This window comes from Ferrovibrio sp., from assembly GCF_002796975.1.
In the GTDB taxonomy this organism is placed as follows: domain Bacteria; phylum Pseudomonadota; class Alphaproteobacteria; order Ferrovibrionales; family Ferrovibrionaceae; genus Ferrovibrio.
In genome coordinates this window covers 764,370-777,568 of the sequence record NZ_PEKV01000005.1, presented here as the reverse complement: position 1 = coordinate 777,568, position 13,199 = coordinate 764,370, and the positions used below count along the sequence as shown (strand labels likewise).

At 64.2% G+C, this 13,199-nt stretch carries 13 protein-coding genes and 1 pseudogene; 4 read left to right on the top strand and 10 right to left on the bottom strand.

Annotation, left to right across the window (positions count from 1 at the left end; all coding sequences use genetic code 11):
- Positions 1-92: 92 nt before the first annotated feature.
- The 6 genes and pseudogenes from CTR53_RS21250 to CTR53_RS08625 form a co-directional block, all read right to left on the bottom strand.
- Positions 93-779, bottom strand: a pseudogene (locus CTR53_RS21250) (histidine kinase dimerization/phospho-acceptor domain-containing protein); the annotation flags it as partial.
- 1,004 nt (positions 780-1,783) lie between these two features.
- Positions 1,784-2,257, bottom strand: a complete 474-nt coding sequence (gene lspA, locus CTR53_RS08645) for a signal peptidase II (protein WP_290811678.1) — start codon at positions 2,255-2,257, stop codon at positions 1,784-1,786.
- Positions 2,257-5,085 (bottom strand): isoleucine--tRNA ligase, encoded by a 2,829-nt coding sequence (gene ileS / locus CTR53_RS08640; RefSeq protein ID WP_290811419.1) that lies wholly within the window; start codon positions 5,083-5,085, stop codon positions 2,257-2,259. Before ileS ends, lspA begins: the two co-directional genes overlap by 1 nt.
- A 293-nt stretch (positions 5,086-5,378) precedes the next feature.
- The gene (locus tag CTR53_RS08635; protein WP_290811416.1) at positions 5,379-5,702 is read right to left on the bottom strand and encodes an endonuclease domain-containing protein; all 324 of its coding nucleotides are present in this window, start codon (positions 5,700-5,702) and stop codon (positions 5,379-5,381) included.
- 204 nt (positions 5,703-5,906) lie between these two features.
- The gene (locus CTR53_RS08630; RefSeq protein WP_290811413.1) at positions 5,907-6,851 is read right to left on the bottom strand and encodes a bifunctional riboflavin kinase/FAD synthetase; all 945 of its coding nucleotides are present in this window, start codon (positions 6,849-6,851) and stop codon (positions 5,907-5,909) included.
- Positions 6,852-6,886: 35 nt separating this feature from the next.
- Positions 6,887-7,324 (bottom strand): MaoC family dehydratase, encoded by a 438-nt coding sequence (locus CTR53_RS08625; protein WP_290811410.1) that lies wholly within the window; start codon positions 7,322-7,324, stop codon positions 6,887-6,889.
- Between the two features lie 131 nt (positions 7,325-7,455).
- Between CTR53_RS08625 and CTR53_RS08620 the strand changes: the two genes are divergently transcribed.
- The gene (locus tag CTR53_RS08620; protein WP_290811407.1) at positions 7,456-8,262 is read left to right on the top strand and encodes an HAD-IIB family hydrolase; all 807 of its coding nucleotides are present in this window, start codon (positions 7,456-7,458) and stop codon (positions 8,260-8,262) included.
- 78 nt (positions 8,263-8,340) lie between these two features.
- On the opposite strand, the gene CTR53_RS08615 is transcribed toward CTR53_RS08620, so the two are convergent.
- On the bottom strand, positions 8,341-9,438 hold the full coding sequence (locus tag CTR53_RS08615) for an EAL domain-containing protein (protein WP_290811404.1): 1,098 nt from the start codon (positions 9,436-9,438) through the stop codon (positions 8,341-8,343).
- Between the two features lie 155 nt (positions 9,439-9,593).
- On the opposite strand from CTR53_RS08615, the gene CTR53_RS08610 reads away from it, so the two are divergent.
- Complete coding sequence (locus tag CTR53_RS08610; RefSeq protein ID WP_290811401.1) at positions 9,594-10,214, top strand: glutathione peroxidase; 621 nt, start codon at positions 9,594-9,596, stop codon at positions 10,212-10,214.
- 44 nt (positions 10,215-10,258) lie between these two features.
- Positions 10,259-11,116 carry a 23S rRNA (adenine(2030)-N(6))-methyltransferase RlmJ gene (locus CTR53_RS08605; RefSeq protein ID WP_290811398.1) on the top strand — a complete coding sequence of 286 codons (858 nt, stop codon included), beginning with the start codon at positions 10,259-10,261 and terminating at the stop codon, positions 11,114-11,116.
- Positions 11,117-11,233: 117 nt separating this feature from the next.
- Here the strand turns inward: CTR53_RS08605 and CTR53_RS08600 are convergent, their stop codons facing one another.
- Positions 11,234-11,716, bottom strand: coding sequence for a nuclear transport factor 2 family protein (locus CTR53_RS08600; RefSeq protein WP_290811395.1), 483 nt, complete (start codon positions 11,714-11,716; stop codon positions 11,234-11,236).
- 75 nt (positions 11,717-11,791) lie between these two features.
- Between CTR53_RS08600 and CTR53_RS08595 the strand changes: the two genes are divergently transcribed.
- Entirely contained in the window at positions 11,792-12,307 is a 516-nt protein-coding gene (locus tag CTR53_RS08595; RefSeq protein WP_290811391.1) for a low molecular weight protein-tyrosine-phosphatase, read from the top strand.
- A gap of 3 nt (positions 12,308-12,310) precedes the next feature.
- On the opposite strand, the gene CTR53_RS08590 is transcribed toward CTR53_RS08595, so the two are convergent.
- Both CTR53_RS08590 and CTR53_RS08585 read right to left on the bottom strand, forming a co-directional pair.
- Positions 12,311-12,706, bottom strand: a complete 396-nt coding sequence (locus tag CTR53_RS08590; protein ID WP_290811388.1) for an SRPBCC family protein — start codon at positions 12,704-12,706, stop codon at positions 12,311-12,313.
- Between the two features lie 14 nt (positions 12,707-12,720).
- Positions 12,721-13,098, bottom strand: coding sequence for a VOC family protein (locus CTR53_RS08585; RefSeq protein WP_290811385.1), 378 nt, complete (start codon positions 13,096-13,098; stop codon positions 12,721-12,723).
- Positions 13,099-13,199: the final 101 nt, after the last annotated feature.

Here is a 13,199-nt window from a genome sequence, read left to right as displayed (position 1 = left end):
TGCGCACGGCCTTTCACGATGGTCAGGCAGTCGCCCACCACGGTGGGCAGATCGACATCCTCAAGCGACAGTTCGTAGCGGCCCGCCTCGATCTTCGACATGTCGAGGATATCGTTGATGACATGCAGCAGATGCCGCGCGCTCATCACGATATCTTCGGCATAGTCGAAATAGCGGTCGGAGTTGGCACCCCACATGCGCAGCGTAATCACCTCGGCAAAGCCGATGATGGCATTGAGCGGCGTGCGCAGCTCGTGGCTCATATTGGCGAGGAATTCCGACTTGGCGCGATTGGCGGCAATGGCGTGTTCGCGTTCGCGGGCATAGGACGAGGCCAGCCGCTCGAGATCCTCGGCCTGGGCACGCAGGCGCGTGTTGGCCTCATCCAGCGCTTTTTCGGCCAGCTTGCGCTCGGAAATGTCCAGCGCGATGGAAATCGTGCCGGTGACCAGGCCGCTCTGTGCGTCGAACAACGGCACCTTGCTTTCCAGCATGGTCAGATGCGGCGCATCCGCCATGTGGTAGGTACGTTCGATATTCAGCACCGGCTGGCGGCTGTCGATCAGCGCCTGCTCGTTGTCTTCGCTGAACTGCACGAAGGCCTCGCGCTGCTCCGGCAGGATGCCGGGCAACGGCAGTTCGTTCAGATGCCGGCCGATGATCTCCTCTGCCGGCAGGCCAAACACATCGGAGCAGCGGCTGTTGACCAGCATGTAGCGGCCATCGGCATTCTTCAGCGTCACCGGGGCCGGGATGGCATCGAGCACCACGCGCAGCATTTCGCGATTGCGCTCGACTTCCGCCAGATATTCGCCGCTGGCGCCAAGAATGGCATTGACGCGGTCGGTCAGCAGGCCGAATTCGTCGCTCTCATGCCCTCTGGGCGCCGCGATTGCGGTTTCCTTCGGGCGGCGCGGGTCGGCGCGGTCGATCTGCGCCACCAGATTGAGCAGCGGCCGGGTCAGCGTGAAATAGAACAGCACGGCCAGGATCAGCGCGAGCACGAAGTTGCGGATCAGGCCGGTGACGATCACCACGCCGGTGCGGTTGATCACGCTGCGCGCCAGCAGCGTGCCATCGACATGCACGCGCATCTCGCCAACCAGATCGCGTTCGCGCGGTCCGTAGAGCGGACGCACCAGGATCTCTTCCGTCTCGGGCAGCGCGACGACCAGGATGCGCGTCACCAGCGAGGTATCCATCGGCGCTTCCGCGTCGCCCTGCTCGCGCTCCTGCAGCGCCATGCGGCGGCCGTAATTGTCGTAGATCTCGGCGCGCCAGACCGGCTGGTACAGCAAAAGCCCGCTGACCACGCGGGCGGCGAGCTGTTCATCGAGGGCGTAAGCGGCCTGGGAGGCCGCATCGTTGAGCATATCCATCACCTGCGCGACGGTGGCTTCGCGCTGGGTCACTTCATTGCGGATATCGAGAACGAGCTGGAACAGGCTGGAGACGAAACCCAGCACCAGGGCCGCGATCACCGTGACCTTGACCTGGCGGGCGGAAAGCTGGTGACGCGCGGACCGCTTTACTGGCGCCGGGTCGGTCATGCGTCGCCATCGGTGAGACGTTTTGCGGCAGCCGACGACGCGGCCGGCATCCGGCTGCGGCTCGTCACGTCCCCTGTCACGGACCGGTCTTGCCGTCCGGTCCACCCCGACCGAAGCATCCCGCCTCTCGCCCCACACATCATCTTCGAGGGCGATGCTGCCACCATTCGCGCTCGGGCGCAATGAATCGACATAACAACTACCGAAGGTAGCGAGCGGGCCTGATCGGCGTCTTAATCTGCTGTTTTCTGGGGCCGGAAGCCGTCGACGAGCAGGAGCAGCACGCCGATCACGATACCGCTATCTGCGACGTTGAAAGCCGGCCAGTGCCAGCCGAAGGCATGGAAATCGAGGAAGTCGAACACCGCGCCGAAGCGGTAGCGGTCGATCACATTGCCGATGGCGCCGCCGATGATCATGCCGAGCGCCACGGCTACCAGCCGGGAATGCGCGCGCCACAGCCACCAGCCGAGCCAGACCAGCACGCCGGCAGCGACCGCCACCAGCGTCCAGCTGCGGCTGGCGCTGTCTTCGCTGAACAGGCCGAAGCTGACACCGGTATTCCACACCATCACCAGGTTGAAGAACGGCGCGACGGTAATACCGGCCGGGTTCTGCTGCATCAGGCCGAGGAAAAACAGCTTGCTGATCTGGTCGGCAATGAGAATGCCGACCGCGACCAGCAGCCCGTAGAGAGAAATTCGCATCACGCCACCGCTTCAGCGCAGCGCTTGCATAGGTCGCTGTGGCCCTTCACATGGCCGACTTCCTCCAGCACCTGCCAGCAGCGCTCGCATTTCAGGCCCGAGGCCTGCTGCGGCACCACGGCCACGCCCTTGGCGTCGTCGGTGCGGAAGGCATTGGCCGGACCGTCGCCGACCTGCAGGTTGATGCTGGAGGTGATGCAGATCTCGGCGAAATCGATGCCTTCCAGCGCCGCCTTGTCTTCCGGCACGACATAGACCGTCGGGCTGGCCTGCAGGCTGGCGCCGATGCGCTTCTCGGCGCGTTCGATCTCCAGCGCGCCGGTGACGGCACGACGCACGCGGCGCACACGGTCCCACTTGGCACCCAGCGCCGCATCCAGCCATTCGGACGGGATGGTCGGGAACAGTTCGCGATGCACGCTGCCGTCTTCCGACGGGTAGCGCGTCAGCCAGACTTCTTCCGCGGTGAAGCTGATGAAGGGCGCCAGCCATTTCACCAGGCAATCGAACAGGTGATCCAGCACGGTGCGCGCGGCGCGGCGGCGAATGCTGGTCGGCGCGTCGCAATAGAGCGCGTCCTTGCGGATGTCGAAATAGAAGCCCGATAGATCGACGGCGCAGAAATTGTAGATCGCCACATACATGCGATGGAAATCGTACTGCTCGCAGCTTTCGCGCACGATGGTGCCAAGTTCGGCCAGGCGATGCAGCACCCAGCGCTCCAGTTCCGGCATCTGCGCATGCGGCAGGCGCTCGGCTTCCTGGAAGCCGGCGAGATTGCCGAGCAGGTAGCGCAGCGTGTTGCGCAGGCGGCGATAGGCGTCCGACTGCGCCTGGATGATGGTCTTGCCGACGCTGAGATCGTCGGAGTAATCCGACGACACCACCCACAGGCGCAGGATGTCGGCGCCCGACTGCTTGATCACGTCCTGCGGCTCGGTGGTATTGCCGAGCGACTTGGACATCTTGCGGCCCTTCTCGTCCAGCGTGAAGCCATGCGTCAGCACGGCATCGTAGGGCGCGCGGCCGCGCGTGCCGCAGCTTTCCAGCAGCGAGGAATGGAACCAGCCGCGATGCTGGTCGGAACCTTCGAGATACAGTGAGGCCGGCCATTTCAGGTCGGGGCGCTGCTCCAGCACGAAGCTGTGGGTCGAGCCGGAGTCGAACCAGACATCGAGAATGTCGGTCACCATCTTCCAGTCGGACGGATTGTACTTGTTGCCAAGGAAGTCGGCCGGCTGGGCGGTGAACCAGGCATCGGCGCCGCCTTTGAGACAGGCTTCCACGATACGCTCGTTCACTTCCTCGTCGCGCAGCAGCTCGCCGGTTTCCTTGTTCTCGAAGATCGCAATCGGCACGCCCCAGGCGCGCTGACGGCTGATCACCCAATCCGGACGCTGCTCGATCATCGCATAGAGACGATTGCGACCGCCGGCCGGATAGAACTCGGTGGCGTCGATGGCGGCCAGCGCCTTCTTGCGCAAATCGTTGGTGGTCATCGAGATGAACCACTGCGGCGTGTTGCGGAAGATCAGCGGCGCCTTCGAGCGCCAGGAATGCGGATACTGGTGCCGCAAACGCCCCTTGCCGAGCAGGCCGTTGGCCTCGATCAGCGTGGCGATCACGCGACCGTTGGCGTCACCCTCTTTGCCGGAATCGTCCAGCACGCGGGCCGGCTTGTCGCCGCCGAAGATCGGCACATGGCGGAAATAGCTGCCATCGGCATCCACAGTGTGCGGCACTTCAATGCCGTTGGCGGTGCCGAGATTGTAGTCATCGGCGCCATGGCCCGGCGCGATATGCACAAAGCCGGTGCCGGCATCGAGCGTGACGAAATCGCCGAACAGCACCGGCACGTCGTATTCGTAACCCTTGCCGCGCAGCGGATGCGCGCAGATCGTGCTAGCCAGATCCTCGCCCTTCAGCGTGGCGAGCACGCTGCTGCCCTCGATGGCGCAGGCTTTGCTCACGCTTTCGATCAGGTCTTTCGCGATGATCACTTCGTCGCCGACCCTGGCCAGCGTCTTTTCGCCGACGGCATCGACGCGCAGGCGGACGTATTCGGCATCCTTGGCGGCGGCGATGGCGCGGTTGCCCGGCATGGTCCAGGGCGTGGTGGTCCAGATCACCACGCTGGCGCCTTCGGCTGCCTTGGCGTTGCTCTTCACCACCGGGAACTTCACGAAGATGGTGGAGGATGTGTGCTCGTGATACTCGACCTCGGCTTCGGCCAGCGCGGTGCGTTCGACGATCGACCACATCACCGGCTTCGAGCCCTTGAACAGCCCGCCGTTCATCAGGAATTTCTGGATCTCGCGCACGATCTGGGCTTCGGCGGCGAAGCTCATGGTGGTGTACGGCTTCTTCCAGTCGCCGATCACGCCGAGCCGCTTGAACTCCTCGCGCTGCACGCCGATCCAGTGATCGGCGAAATCGCGGCATTCCTTGCGGAACTCGTCGATCGGCACTTCGTCCTTGTTCTTGCCGGCGGCACGGTATTTTTCCTCGATCTTCCATTCGATCGGCAGGCCGTGGCAGTCCCAGCCCGGCACGTAATTGGCATCGAAGCCCATCATCTGCCGCGAGCGGTTGATCACGTCTTTCAGGATCTTGTTGAGCGCGTGGCCGATATGCAGGTTGCCGTTGGCATAGGGCGGGCCGTCATGCAGCACGAACAGCTCGCGACCCTTTGAATCGGCGCGCAGCTTTTCGTAGAGGCCGATCTTCTCCCAGCGGGCGAGGATTTCCGGCTCCTTGGCCGGCAGGCCGGCCTTCATCGGGAAATCGGTGGTCGGCAGGAAAACGGTGGAACGGTAGTCGGTGGTCATGGCTCAACTCGGGTGGCGCACCAGGCCATGTGCGGCGGCGCGGAATTTCAGGAAAAGTCGAGGATATCCCGGGCCTTAGAAAAGGACCGGGCCGCTAATTCGCAATGGCTCAGAGGCCGCAGATATGGCGAATTGCCCAAGCATGGCGATGATTTAGCATTTGGGCCGGGGACTGTCGAGGCAGCCCTCACCCTCCCAGCCTTCGGCCGGGCCCCTCCCTCTCCCGCTATCGCGGGCGAGGGCAATGAAAAAACTCCCTCTCCCGCTTGCGGGAGAGGGTTGGGGTGAGGGCCTTACGATTCTCGCAATGCCTCCGCAATGCGCCGGATAACGCCCTCGGCATTGGTCAGCACCTCGTTGTTCCAGAACCGAAGCACCCGCCAGCCCTGCTCTTCCAGCCAACTCGTCCGCTGACGGTCATGTTCGCTGTTGGCATGTTGTCCGCCATCGACTTCGACGGCGAGCTGCTGACCGACACAGGCGAAATCCAGCACATAGGAACCAAGCGGATGCTGGCGGCGAAATTTATGCCCGCCCAGTTGCCGGTCGCGCAGCAGTGACCATAGCCGTCGCTCAGCATCGGTCATCGATTTGCAGAGAGTGCGGGCGTTCGGCATGGCTGAAGAGTAGCAAGAAAGCCCCTCACCCTCCCATCGCAAAGCGATGGGCCCCTCCCTCTCCCGCTACCGCGGGCGAGGGGCGTAACTTACCCTCGCCCATGCAATGGGAGAGGGAGGGCCCCGCGTCAGCGGGAGGGTGAGGGTCTTAAGATTCCTGCCGCTTTCGCGGGGACGACGGAGTATGTGCGGTTGGCGCTTGAGCTATTGCCGCGCCATCACAGCCTTCGCCGCTTCCACATCCGCCGCGATCTGGCGCTTGAGCGGCTCGGGGCCTTCGTATTTCAGTTCGGGGCGCAGGAAGGCGTGGAACTCCACGCGCAACGAACGCTCATACAGATCGCCGCTGAAATCGAACAGATACACTTCCAGCTTCACACCGGTCTGGTCCGCGAAAGTCGGCCGGATGCCGAGGCTGGCGACGCCGTCATGCACTTCGCCGTCCAGCACACAACGCACAGCATAGATGCCGAATTTCGGCACCTGGAAATCTGTGAGCGCCACATTGGCGGTCGGATAGCCCAGCTCGCGGCCGCGCTTGTCGCCATGCTCGACGATGCCGACCACTTCCCAGGGCCGGCCGAGAATGCGGTTGGCTTCCGCCTGTTCACCGGCTTCGAGCAGACGCCGCACACGACTGGACGAAAACACCTCGCCATCACCCTGCGGCGAAACCACCGTCACGCCGATCCTGTGCTTGGCGCCGAGGTCGCGCAGCAGGTCGGTGTTGCCCGACCGCGCCTTGCCGAAGGTGAAGTCATAGCCGACCACGACATGGCTGAGGCCGAGATCGCGGGCCAGGATATGATCGACGAAATCCTGCGGTGACTGCGCTGCCAATGCAGCATCGAAAGGCAGCGCCAGCGTGGCCTTGATCCCCAGATCGCCGAGGATGCGCGCCTTGGTCTCCAGCGCATCGAGCCGGAAGGGCGGCGAGTTGGGCACAAAGAAGCGGCGCGGATGCGGCTCGAAGGTGATCACCGCACGCGGACACGCTTCGCCGGACCGCGTGGCGATCCTGTCGGCTTCGGCATGTACGGCATTGATCAGGGCGCGATGGCCCAGATGCACGCCGTCGAAATTGCCGATGGCGGCCACGGCACCACGAAGTGCCGGCGGGAAACTGGCGCTGGAACGCAGAAGACGCATGCTGGTCGTGAAACTCCGGGAAGACCCGGCGCCCCTCACCTGGTCTTGCGGGAGACCATCATGGTGGCGGCGCCGTCGATCACCACAGTATCGCCGACCCGGCATTCGCAGGCAAAGGTCACACGGCGCTTCTCAGGCACAATTTCCGTCACTGTCACTTTGGCCACCACGGTATCGCCGATCCGCACCGGCGCCTTGAAGCGCAGGTCCTGCGAGACATAGATGCAGCCCGGGCCGGGCAGTTTGGTGCCCAGCACCGTGCTGATCAGGCTGGCCCCCAGCATGCCGTGGGCGATGCGGCCCTTGAATGGCGTCGCGGCCGCAAAGGCTTCGTCCATATGCACCGGGTTGGTATCGCCCGAGACATCGGCAAAGGCGACGATGTCGGCCTCGCTCACCGTCTTGGAGAACTCTGCCGTCATACCGACCTGCAGGTCTTCGAGGTAATAGCCGTGCAAGGCCTGATAGGTCATGGCTGGTCCTTTATGGGCGAATCGACGGGCGGTTGACGGTTTTTTTTGTGGCGGCGACTATAGCCGCCCGTTTGCGCGCTGCACAACCAATCTCTTCGCACTTGCAGCATAGACATTTGTATACTGGCCCCATGACCGATATTCGCCCGCTGTCTGCCTTTACCCCCGAAAATCGCAGCGGAATCCGCTACGTACTGACCGACATCGACGACACGCTGACCATGCATGGCCGCCTGCCGGCCGCGGCCTATGCGGCGCTGGAGCGGCTGGAGGCTGCCGGTTTCAGGGTCATCCCGATCACCGGACGCCCGGCCGGCTGGTGCGACCTGATCGCGCGATTCTGGCCGGTGGATGCCATCGTCGGCGAGAATGGCGCGCTCTACATGCGCTACGACCGCGCGGCCAAAAAGATGACGCGGCGTTTCTTCCAGACCGAGGCCGAACGCGCGGCTGCGCGAAGCAAGCTGACTGCCCTGAGTGAAACCATCCTGCGCGAGGTGCCGGGCACGGCGCTGGCGTCTGACCAGCAGTATCGCGAATGCGATCTCGCCGTCGATTTCTGCGAGGACGTGCCGCCGCTGCCGCAGGCCGCGATCGACAAAATCGTCGCGCTGTTCGACGCGGCGGGCGCCACTGCGAAAGTCAGTTCGATTCATGTCAACGGCTGGTTCGGCCATTGGGACAAGCTCTCGATGACGAAGGTGCTGTTTGACGAATGCTATGGTCTGCAGCTCGATGCCGTGCGTGACCAGATCGTGTTCGCCGGCGACAGTCCGAACGATGCGCCGATGTTCGGCTATTTCCCCTGGAGCGTGGGTGTGGCCAATGTGCGACCGTTCCTGGATCGCATCGCAGCCAAGCCCGCCTTTGTCACAGAGGGCGAAGGCGGCACGGGATTTGTGCAGCTGGCGGATGCGCTGATCCAAGCCCAAAAATAATCGTCATCCCCGCGAAAGCGGGGATCCAGCACGGCGGCTCGACTGGGTTCCCGCCTTCGCGGGGACGACGAAATTGAGTTACGCCGCTTTGGCCATCTTCGGCGGACCGAACAGCAGGCCCTGGCCGAAGGGGAAATTCAGCTCGGCGAGCTTCAGCAGTTCGTTTTCCTTCTCCACCTTGGCCAGCACCGGCATCAGGTCGTGGCGGCGGCAGATCTCGGCAAGATCGGCGGGATCGACAGTCGCACGGGAGATCACCGCCGGATCGGTGAAGCAGCCGGCGTTGAATTTCAGGAAACGCACGCCGGTCTTGGCCAGCGCGGCAAAATCGAGGTCGAGCCGGTCGATGCCGTCGAGCGACAGCGCGAAGCCGAGCGCCGACAGCTGACCCAGGCGATAGAGCCCGTTGCGATCGAGCAGGCGCACGCCCTCGTAGCTGAATTCCAGCACGATATTGGCGGCATGCTCGCGTTCGCGGGTGAGGAAATCGTAGAGCGGATTGAAAGTCTCGATCTGCGCCAGCATGTCGGGCGAGAGATTGAGGAAGAAGCCGACATCCTTGGCGCGCTGCTCCAGCTTGCGCACCATCTGCACGCCGCGCAGCAGCATCAGCGCATCGAATTCGGCGCGCAGGCCGGCGGCATCCAGCGCCTGCAGGCAGGCGGCGGCCGGATAGGCCTTGCCGTCGGCATCGCGCGGCCGGGCCAGCAGTTCGAAGAAACGGATCTTGCGCTGCGGCAGCGTCACGATCGGCTGCACATGCAGCTCGACGCGGTTGTTGTTCAGCGCATCGCGCACGGCTTCCAGCAGCGTACCGTCATCGGCCGGCGCGGGCGCGCGCAGCGGATCGGGCACAGTGAGGCGCGGCTCGTTCGCCGGCTGGCGGGCGGCGAGAGCTTCGGGCTGCACGTCGATCATGCCCGGGACCATGGTCGGTACGGCCTCCTGGTCGCGCAGGCGCAGTACCTCCTCGGCCAGTTCCTCGATTTCGGCCAGCAGGCGCTTCTGCACCCGGCGGCGCAGCAGGATCTCGCGAACCGCCCAGAACAGCATCAGCAGGCCGAGTGCCAGGATGCCGGGATGCTGGGCGCTCAGACCGGGCACCAGCCGGGTCAGCGACACGCCGGCGACCAGGGCGATCAGCGACAGCGCGGCAAAGGTGAGCAGGGTCGGCATCGGCATTCGCCTCCGAAAGGCGTTTGGCGGGCGCAACAAGCTGCTGCCCGGACGGGTTGATAACGCTATAGTTAAGCCCGGGTAGCGTTAATGGAGGCTGAATCATGGGCGGCCACAGCATGGACACAGGAAATCATACGTTTAGCAGGCTGCCGATGCCGTCGATGCGCCGCCGGCTGGTCGGGACGATCGCGTCCCTGCCGCTGATCGCCGCTGCCCTGGTGGCGCTCGGCCCCTTCGGCAGCAATGTGCAGGCCCAGCAGATCAGCAAAAGAGGGACCACCGGCATGACCGCGCATGATTTCGAACTGACCGGGATCGACGGCACGCCCATGCCGCTGAAGCAGTACAAGGGCAAGGTCGTGCTGCTGGTCAACACCGCCTCGCAATGCGGCTTCACCCCGCAATATGCCGACCTGGAAAAGGTCTACAAACAGTATCGCGACCGCGGCCTGGTCGTGCTCGGCGTGCCGTCGAACGATTTCGGCGGCCAGGAGCCCGGCACGGCGGCGCAGATCAAGGAATTCTGCGAGGTGAACTTCGACATCGATTTCCCGCTCGCCGAGAAGCAGGTGGTGAAGGGCCCGAACGCGCATCCGCTCTATCGCTGGATCGCCGCCGAACTGGGCGAGGACGCACTGCCAAAATGGAATTTCCACAAATACCTGATCGGCGCCGACGGCAAACTGGTCGAAGGCTTCGCCACGCCGGTCAAGCCGACCGACGCCAAGGTGACCAAAGCCATCGAACTGGCGCTGCTGAAGGCGAAGGTCTGATCCGGGGCCTAGCCCTTATCTCCCTGATGCCGTAAAGAGCCGGCATGAACTACCGCCACGCCTTTCATGCCGGCAATTTCGGCGACGTGCTGAAGCATGTCGTGCTGCTGGAGCTGCTTGATGCTTTGCACCGCAAGCCCAATCCGGTGCATCTGATCGACAGCCATGCCGGTCTCGGCCTCTACGATCTCGCCGCCGACGAGGCGCAGCGCAGCGGCGAATATCGCTTCGGCATCGGCGCCGTGCTGTCCGATCCGGCGGCTGCGAAACTCCTGCCACGCTACTGGGATGCACTGAAACGGCTCAACCCCGATCTCAAAGCCGGCGGCAGCGGGCTGCGGCGCTATCCCGGTTCACCCTGGCTGCTGCAGGACAGCGTCCGTGCCGGCGACCGCGTTTCGCTCTGCGAATTGCATCCGCAGGATGCCGAAACGCTGCGGCAGAATATCGGGCGCGACCCGGCTGTCTCGGTGCATCATCGCGACGGTTTCGAGGCGCTGAAGGCGCTGACACCGCCGACGCCGCGCAGAGGTCTGGCGCTGATCGACCCGGCCTTCGAGGCGAAGGATGAATTCGACACGCTGAGCAAAGCCGTGCTGCTGACGCATCAGCGCTGGGCCACCGGGCAGCTTGCCGTGTGGTATCCGATCAAGGACCAGAAGAGCATCGACCAGTGGAAGTCCGCACTGGCCCGGCAGATCAAGGTCGAGACGCTGTGTCTCGAACTGACGGTGCGGCCGGCGAAAGACGCCAGGCAGATGAACGGCAGCGGCCTGCTGGTGATCAATCCGCCCTGGCAGTTCGCCGAGACTCTCAAGCCGATGCTGGAGTTTCTGAAGACCCGCATGGCGCGCGAAAGCGGCGCTGGGGCGCGGATTACGACGCTGGTGAAGGCGAACTAAGCCCCTCACCCCAACCCTCTCCCATTGCATGGGAGAGGGAGTCCGACCTCGCCCTCGCCCGCTTGCGGGAGAGGGAGGGCACCGCCGCGAAGCGGTGGGAGGGTGAGGGTTTCCTGTTTAGTGAATGGTCCCCGACGGCGGATCGAGATCGTCGTCGTCTTCATCCTCGTCATCGAGGTCGTCGTCGATATCCTGCTCGTCGTCGTCATTCGCGCCGGTCGGCGGGCTGGCCACCGGTCCGGCCTGGTGATGGCTGAGCCGCCAGGCCTTGCCCTCGCGCACGAACACATTCGAGGCGATCAGATACTGGTCCTCGACCTTCTCGAAGCAGATCACCAGCGCCACATCGCCCCACAGCGTGACGCGCGGCCCCATCATCTGCAACGCCGGCTGCGACGGGTTGGACAGGATGCGGCGCCAGCCTTCCAGCACGGCCTCGCGGCCCATCAGCGGCGGCCAGCCCGGATGGATGCAGACGACAGGCGCCGTCTTGGCCCACAGCGTCTCCATGGCGTCGATGTCACGCGAAGCAAACGCGCGGTAAAACGCGGCGTTGATATCGAGCAGGGCGGTTTCGTCGTCGGGCGGCGGCGTCGGCATGCCAATACTTTAGAATGGGCGACGGCGGCTTGGTAGTGCCTTGCGGCACCTCCTTTGGAATGCTTCCCTCAGGTCATGACAGCCACCCCTGCCGCCAAGCCTGACCCCAAACCAGACTTCGCCATCCTGATGGTCTGCACCGGCAACATCTGCCGTTCGCCCACCGCCGACGGCCTGCTGCGCCATGCCCTGCAGCGCGCCGGGCTGGCTGACCGGGTGCGGGTCGATTCCGCCGGTACGCATGACTATCACGTCGGCGATCCGCCCGACCGCCGCAGCACCGCCCATGCGCAGCGCTTCGGCGTCGACCTGAGCGTGCTGCGCGCCCGCCAGGTGACACTGGAGGATTTCGCCGGCTTCGACCTGATCCTGGCGATGGATGAAGGGCATTACCGCCAGCTGCTGAAACTCTGCCCGCCACCGTATCGCGACCGGGTGAAGCTGTATCTTTCCTACGCGCCGCGTTTCGGCCGCGACGTGCCCGATCCCTATTATGGCAATTCGGATGGCTTCGACATCGTCTGGCGCATGTGCGAGACGGTGACCGAGGCGCTGCTGATCGAGATCAACCAGCGCCTCGGTTCAAAGTAGTCGTTACGGGCCGAACAGGCGCTGCATGGCGGCGACGCCCTGCTCCATCATCGCCTCGATGGCCGGCTTCATCTCGGCTGGCAGCAGGTCGGCACGCCAGACGATGCGGCAGCGGCCGGGGCCGTCTTCCGTCACCGTGAACGAGGCATTGTGATGCGTCAGGCGCCCGCCGCTGGCCGAATAGGCCAGGCGATGCGCCGCCTCGTCGAGATCGACAATCGCCTCGCGCGCTACGATGCCGTTGGCGAAGGTGACGATGCGCGCCGCGCCGCCCTCTTCCAGCCTGCAGTCGGTGACGAAGCCCGGTGCCAGCCGATGGACGGCGCCGGTATCGCGGAACGCCGCCCAGACGCGGTCGATGCCGGCGGCCACGGTGAGTTCTTTACGGATCGTCGGCATCGGTATGCCCTTTCTCAGCCAGCTTTGCTGCAGTAAGCCTCGATCCGGTAGCCGTCCGGGTCGATCGCGAAAGCCGCATAATAGTTGTCGCCGTAATCGGCGCGCAGGCCGGGCTGACCGTTATCCTGGCCGCCCTGCGCCAGCGCCGCGGCATGGAAAGCTGCGACGCCCTTGCGGGTCGGCGCGTCGAAGCAGAAATGCAGGCCCGACGCCATGTCGGCCGGCACGGGTTTGTCGGTCTGGCTAATCCACAGCACCACGGTCTTGTCGCCATAGCCGAGCGAACCCTCGCCTTCGCTGAGGCAGGTATAACCCAGAGGTTTGAGGACGGCGTCGTAGAAAGCCTTGGTCTTCGCCGTATTGCGAACACCGATGGACACGTGATTGAGCATTGTTTTCCCCTGCAAATTTCCGGGTGACGTTCTGGGCAAATTTCCGGCAGCAGTGACCGCCGGGAGCCGCACCATGCCCCGGTCTGCGGTTCCCGGGCTTG

What these genes read in the sequence shown, in the direction of transcription:
- CTR53_RS08615 (WP_290811404.1), bottom strand. Translation starts at nt 9,438, where the DNA reads ATGCCGACCCTGCTCACCTTTGCCGCGCTGTCGCTGATCGCCCTGGTC.
- CTR53_RS08600 (WP_290811395.1), bottom strand. Translation starts at nt 11,716, where the DNA reads ATGCCGACGCCGCCGCCCGACGACGAAACCGCCCTGCTCGATATCAAC.
- lspA (WP_290811678.1), bottom strand. Translation starts at nt 2,257, where the DNA reads ATGCGAATTTCTCTCTACGGGCTGCTGGTCGCGGTCGGCATTCTCATT.
- CTR53_RS08635 (WP_290811416.1), bottom strand. Translation starts at nt 5,702, where the DNA reads ATGCCGAACGCCCGCACTCTCTGCAAATCGATGACCGATGCTGAGCGA.
- CTR53_RS08585 (WP_290811385.1), bottom strand. Translation starts at nt 13,098, where the DNA reads ATGCTCAATCACGTGTCCATCGGTGTTCGCAATACGGCGAAGACCAAG.
- CTR53_RS08620 (WP_290811407.1), top strand. Translation starts at nt 7,456, where the DNA reads ATGACCGATATTCGCCCGCTGTCTGCCTTTACCCCCGAAAATCGCAGC.
- CTR53_RS08605 (WP_290811398.1), top strand. Translation starts at nt 10,259, where the DNA reads ATGAACTACCGCCACGCCTTTCATGCCGGCAATTTCGGCGACGTGCTG.
- CTR53_RS08590 (WP_290811388.1), bottom strand. Translation starts at nt 12,706, where the DNA reads ATGCCGACGATCCGTAAAGAACTCACCGTGGCCGCCGGCATCGACCGC.
- CTR53_RS08610 (WP_290811401.1), top strand. Translation starts at nt 9,594, where the DNA reads ATGCCGTCGATGCGCCGCCGGCTGGTCGGGACGATCGCGTCCCTGCCG.
- CTR53_RS08625 (WP_290811410.1), bottom strand. Translation starts at nt 7,324, where the DNA reads ATGACCTATCAGGCCTTGCACGGCTATTACCTCGAAGACCTGCAGGTC.
- CTR53_RS08630 (WP_290811413.1), bottom strand. Translation starts at nt 6,851, where the DNA reads ATGCGTCTTCTGCGTTCCAGCGCCAGTTTCCCGCCGGCACTTCGTGGT.
- CTR53_RS08595 (WP_290811391.1), top strand. Translation starts at nt 11,792, where the DNA reads ATGACAGCCACCCCTGCCGCCAAGCCTGACCCCAAACCAGACTTCGCC.
- ileS (WP_290811419.1), bottom strand. Translation starts at nt 5,085, where the DNA reads ATGACCACCGACTACCGTTCCACCGTTTTCCTGCCGACCACCGATTTC.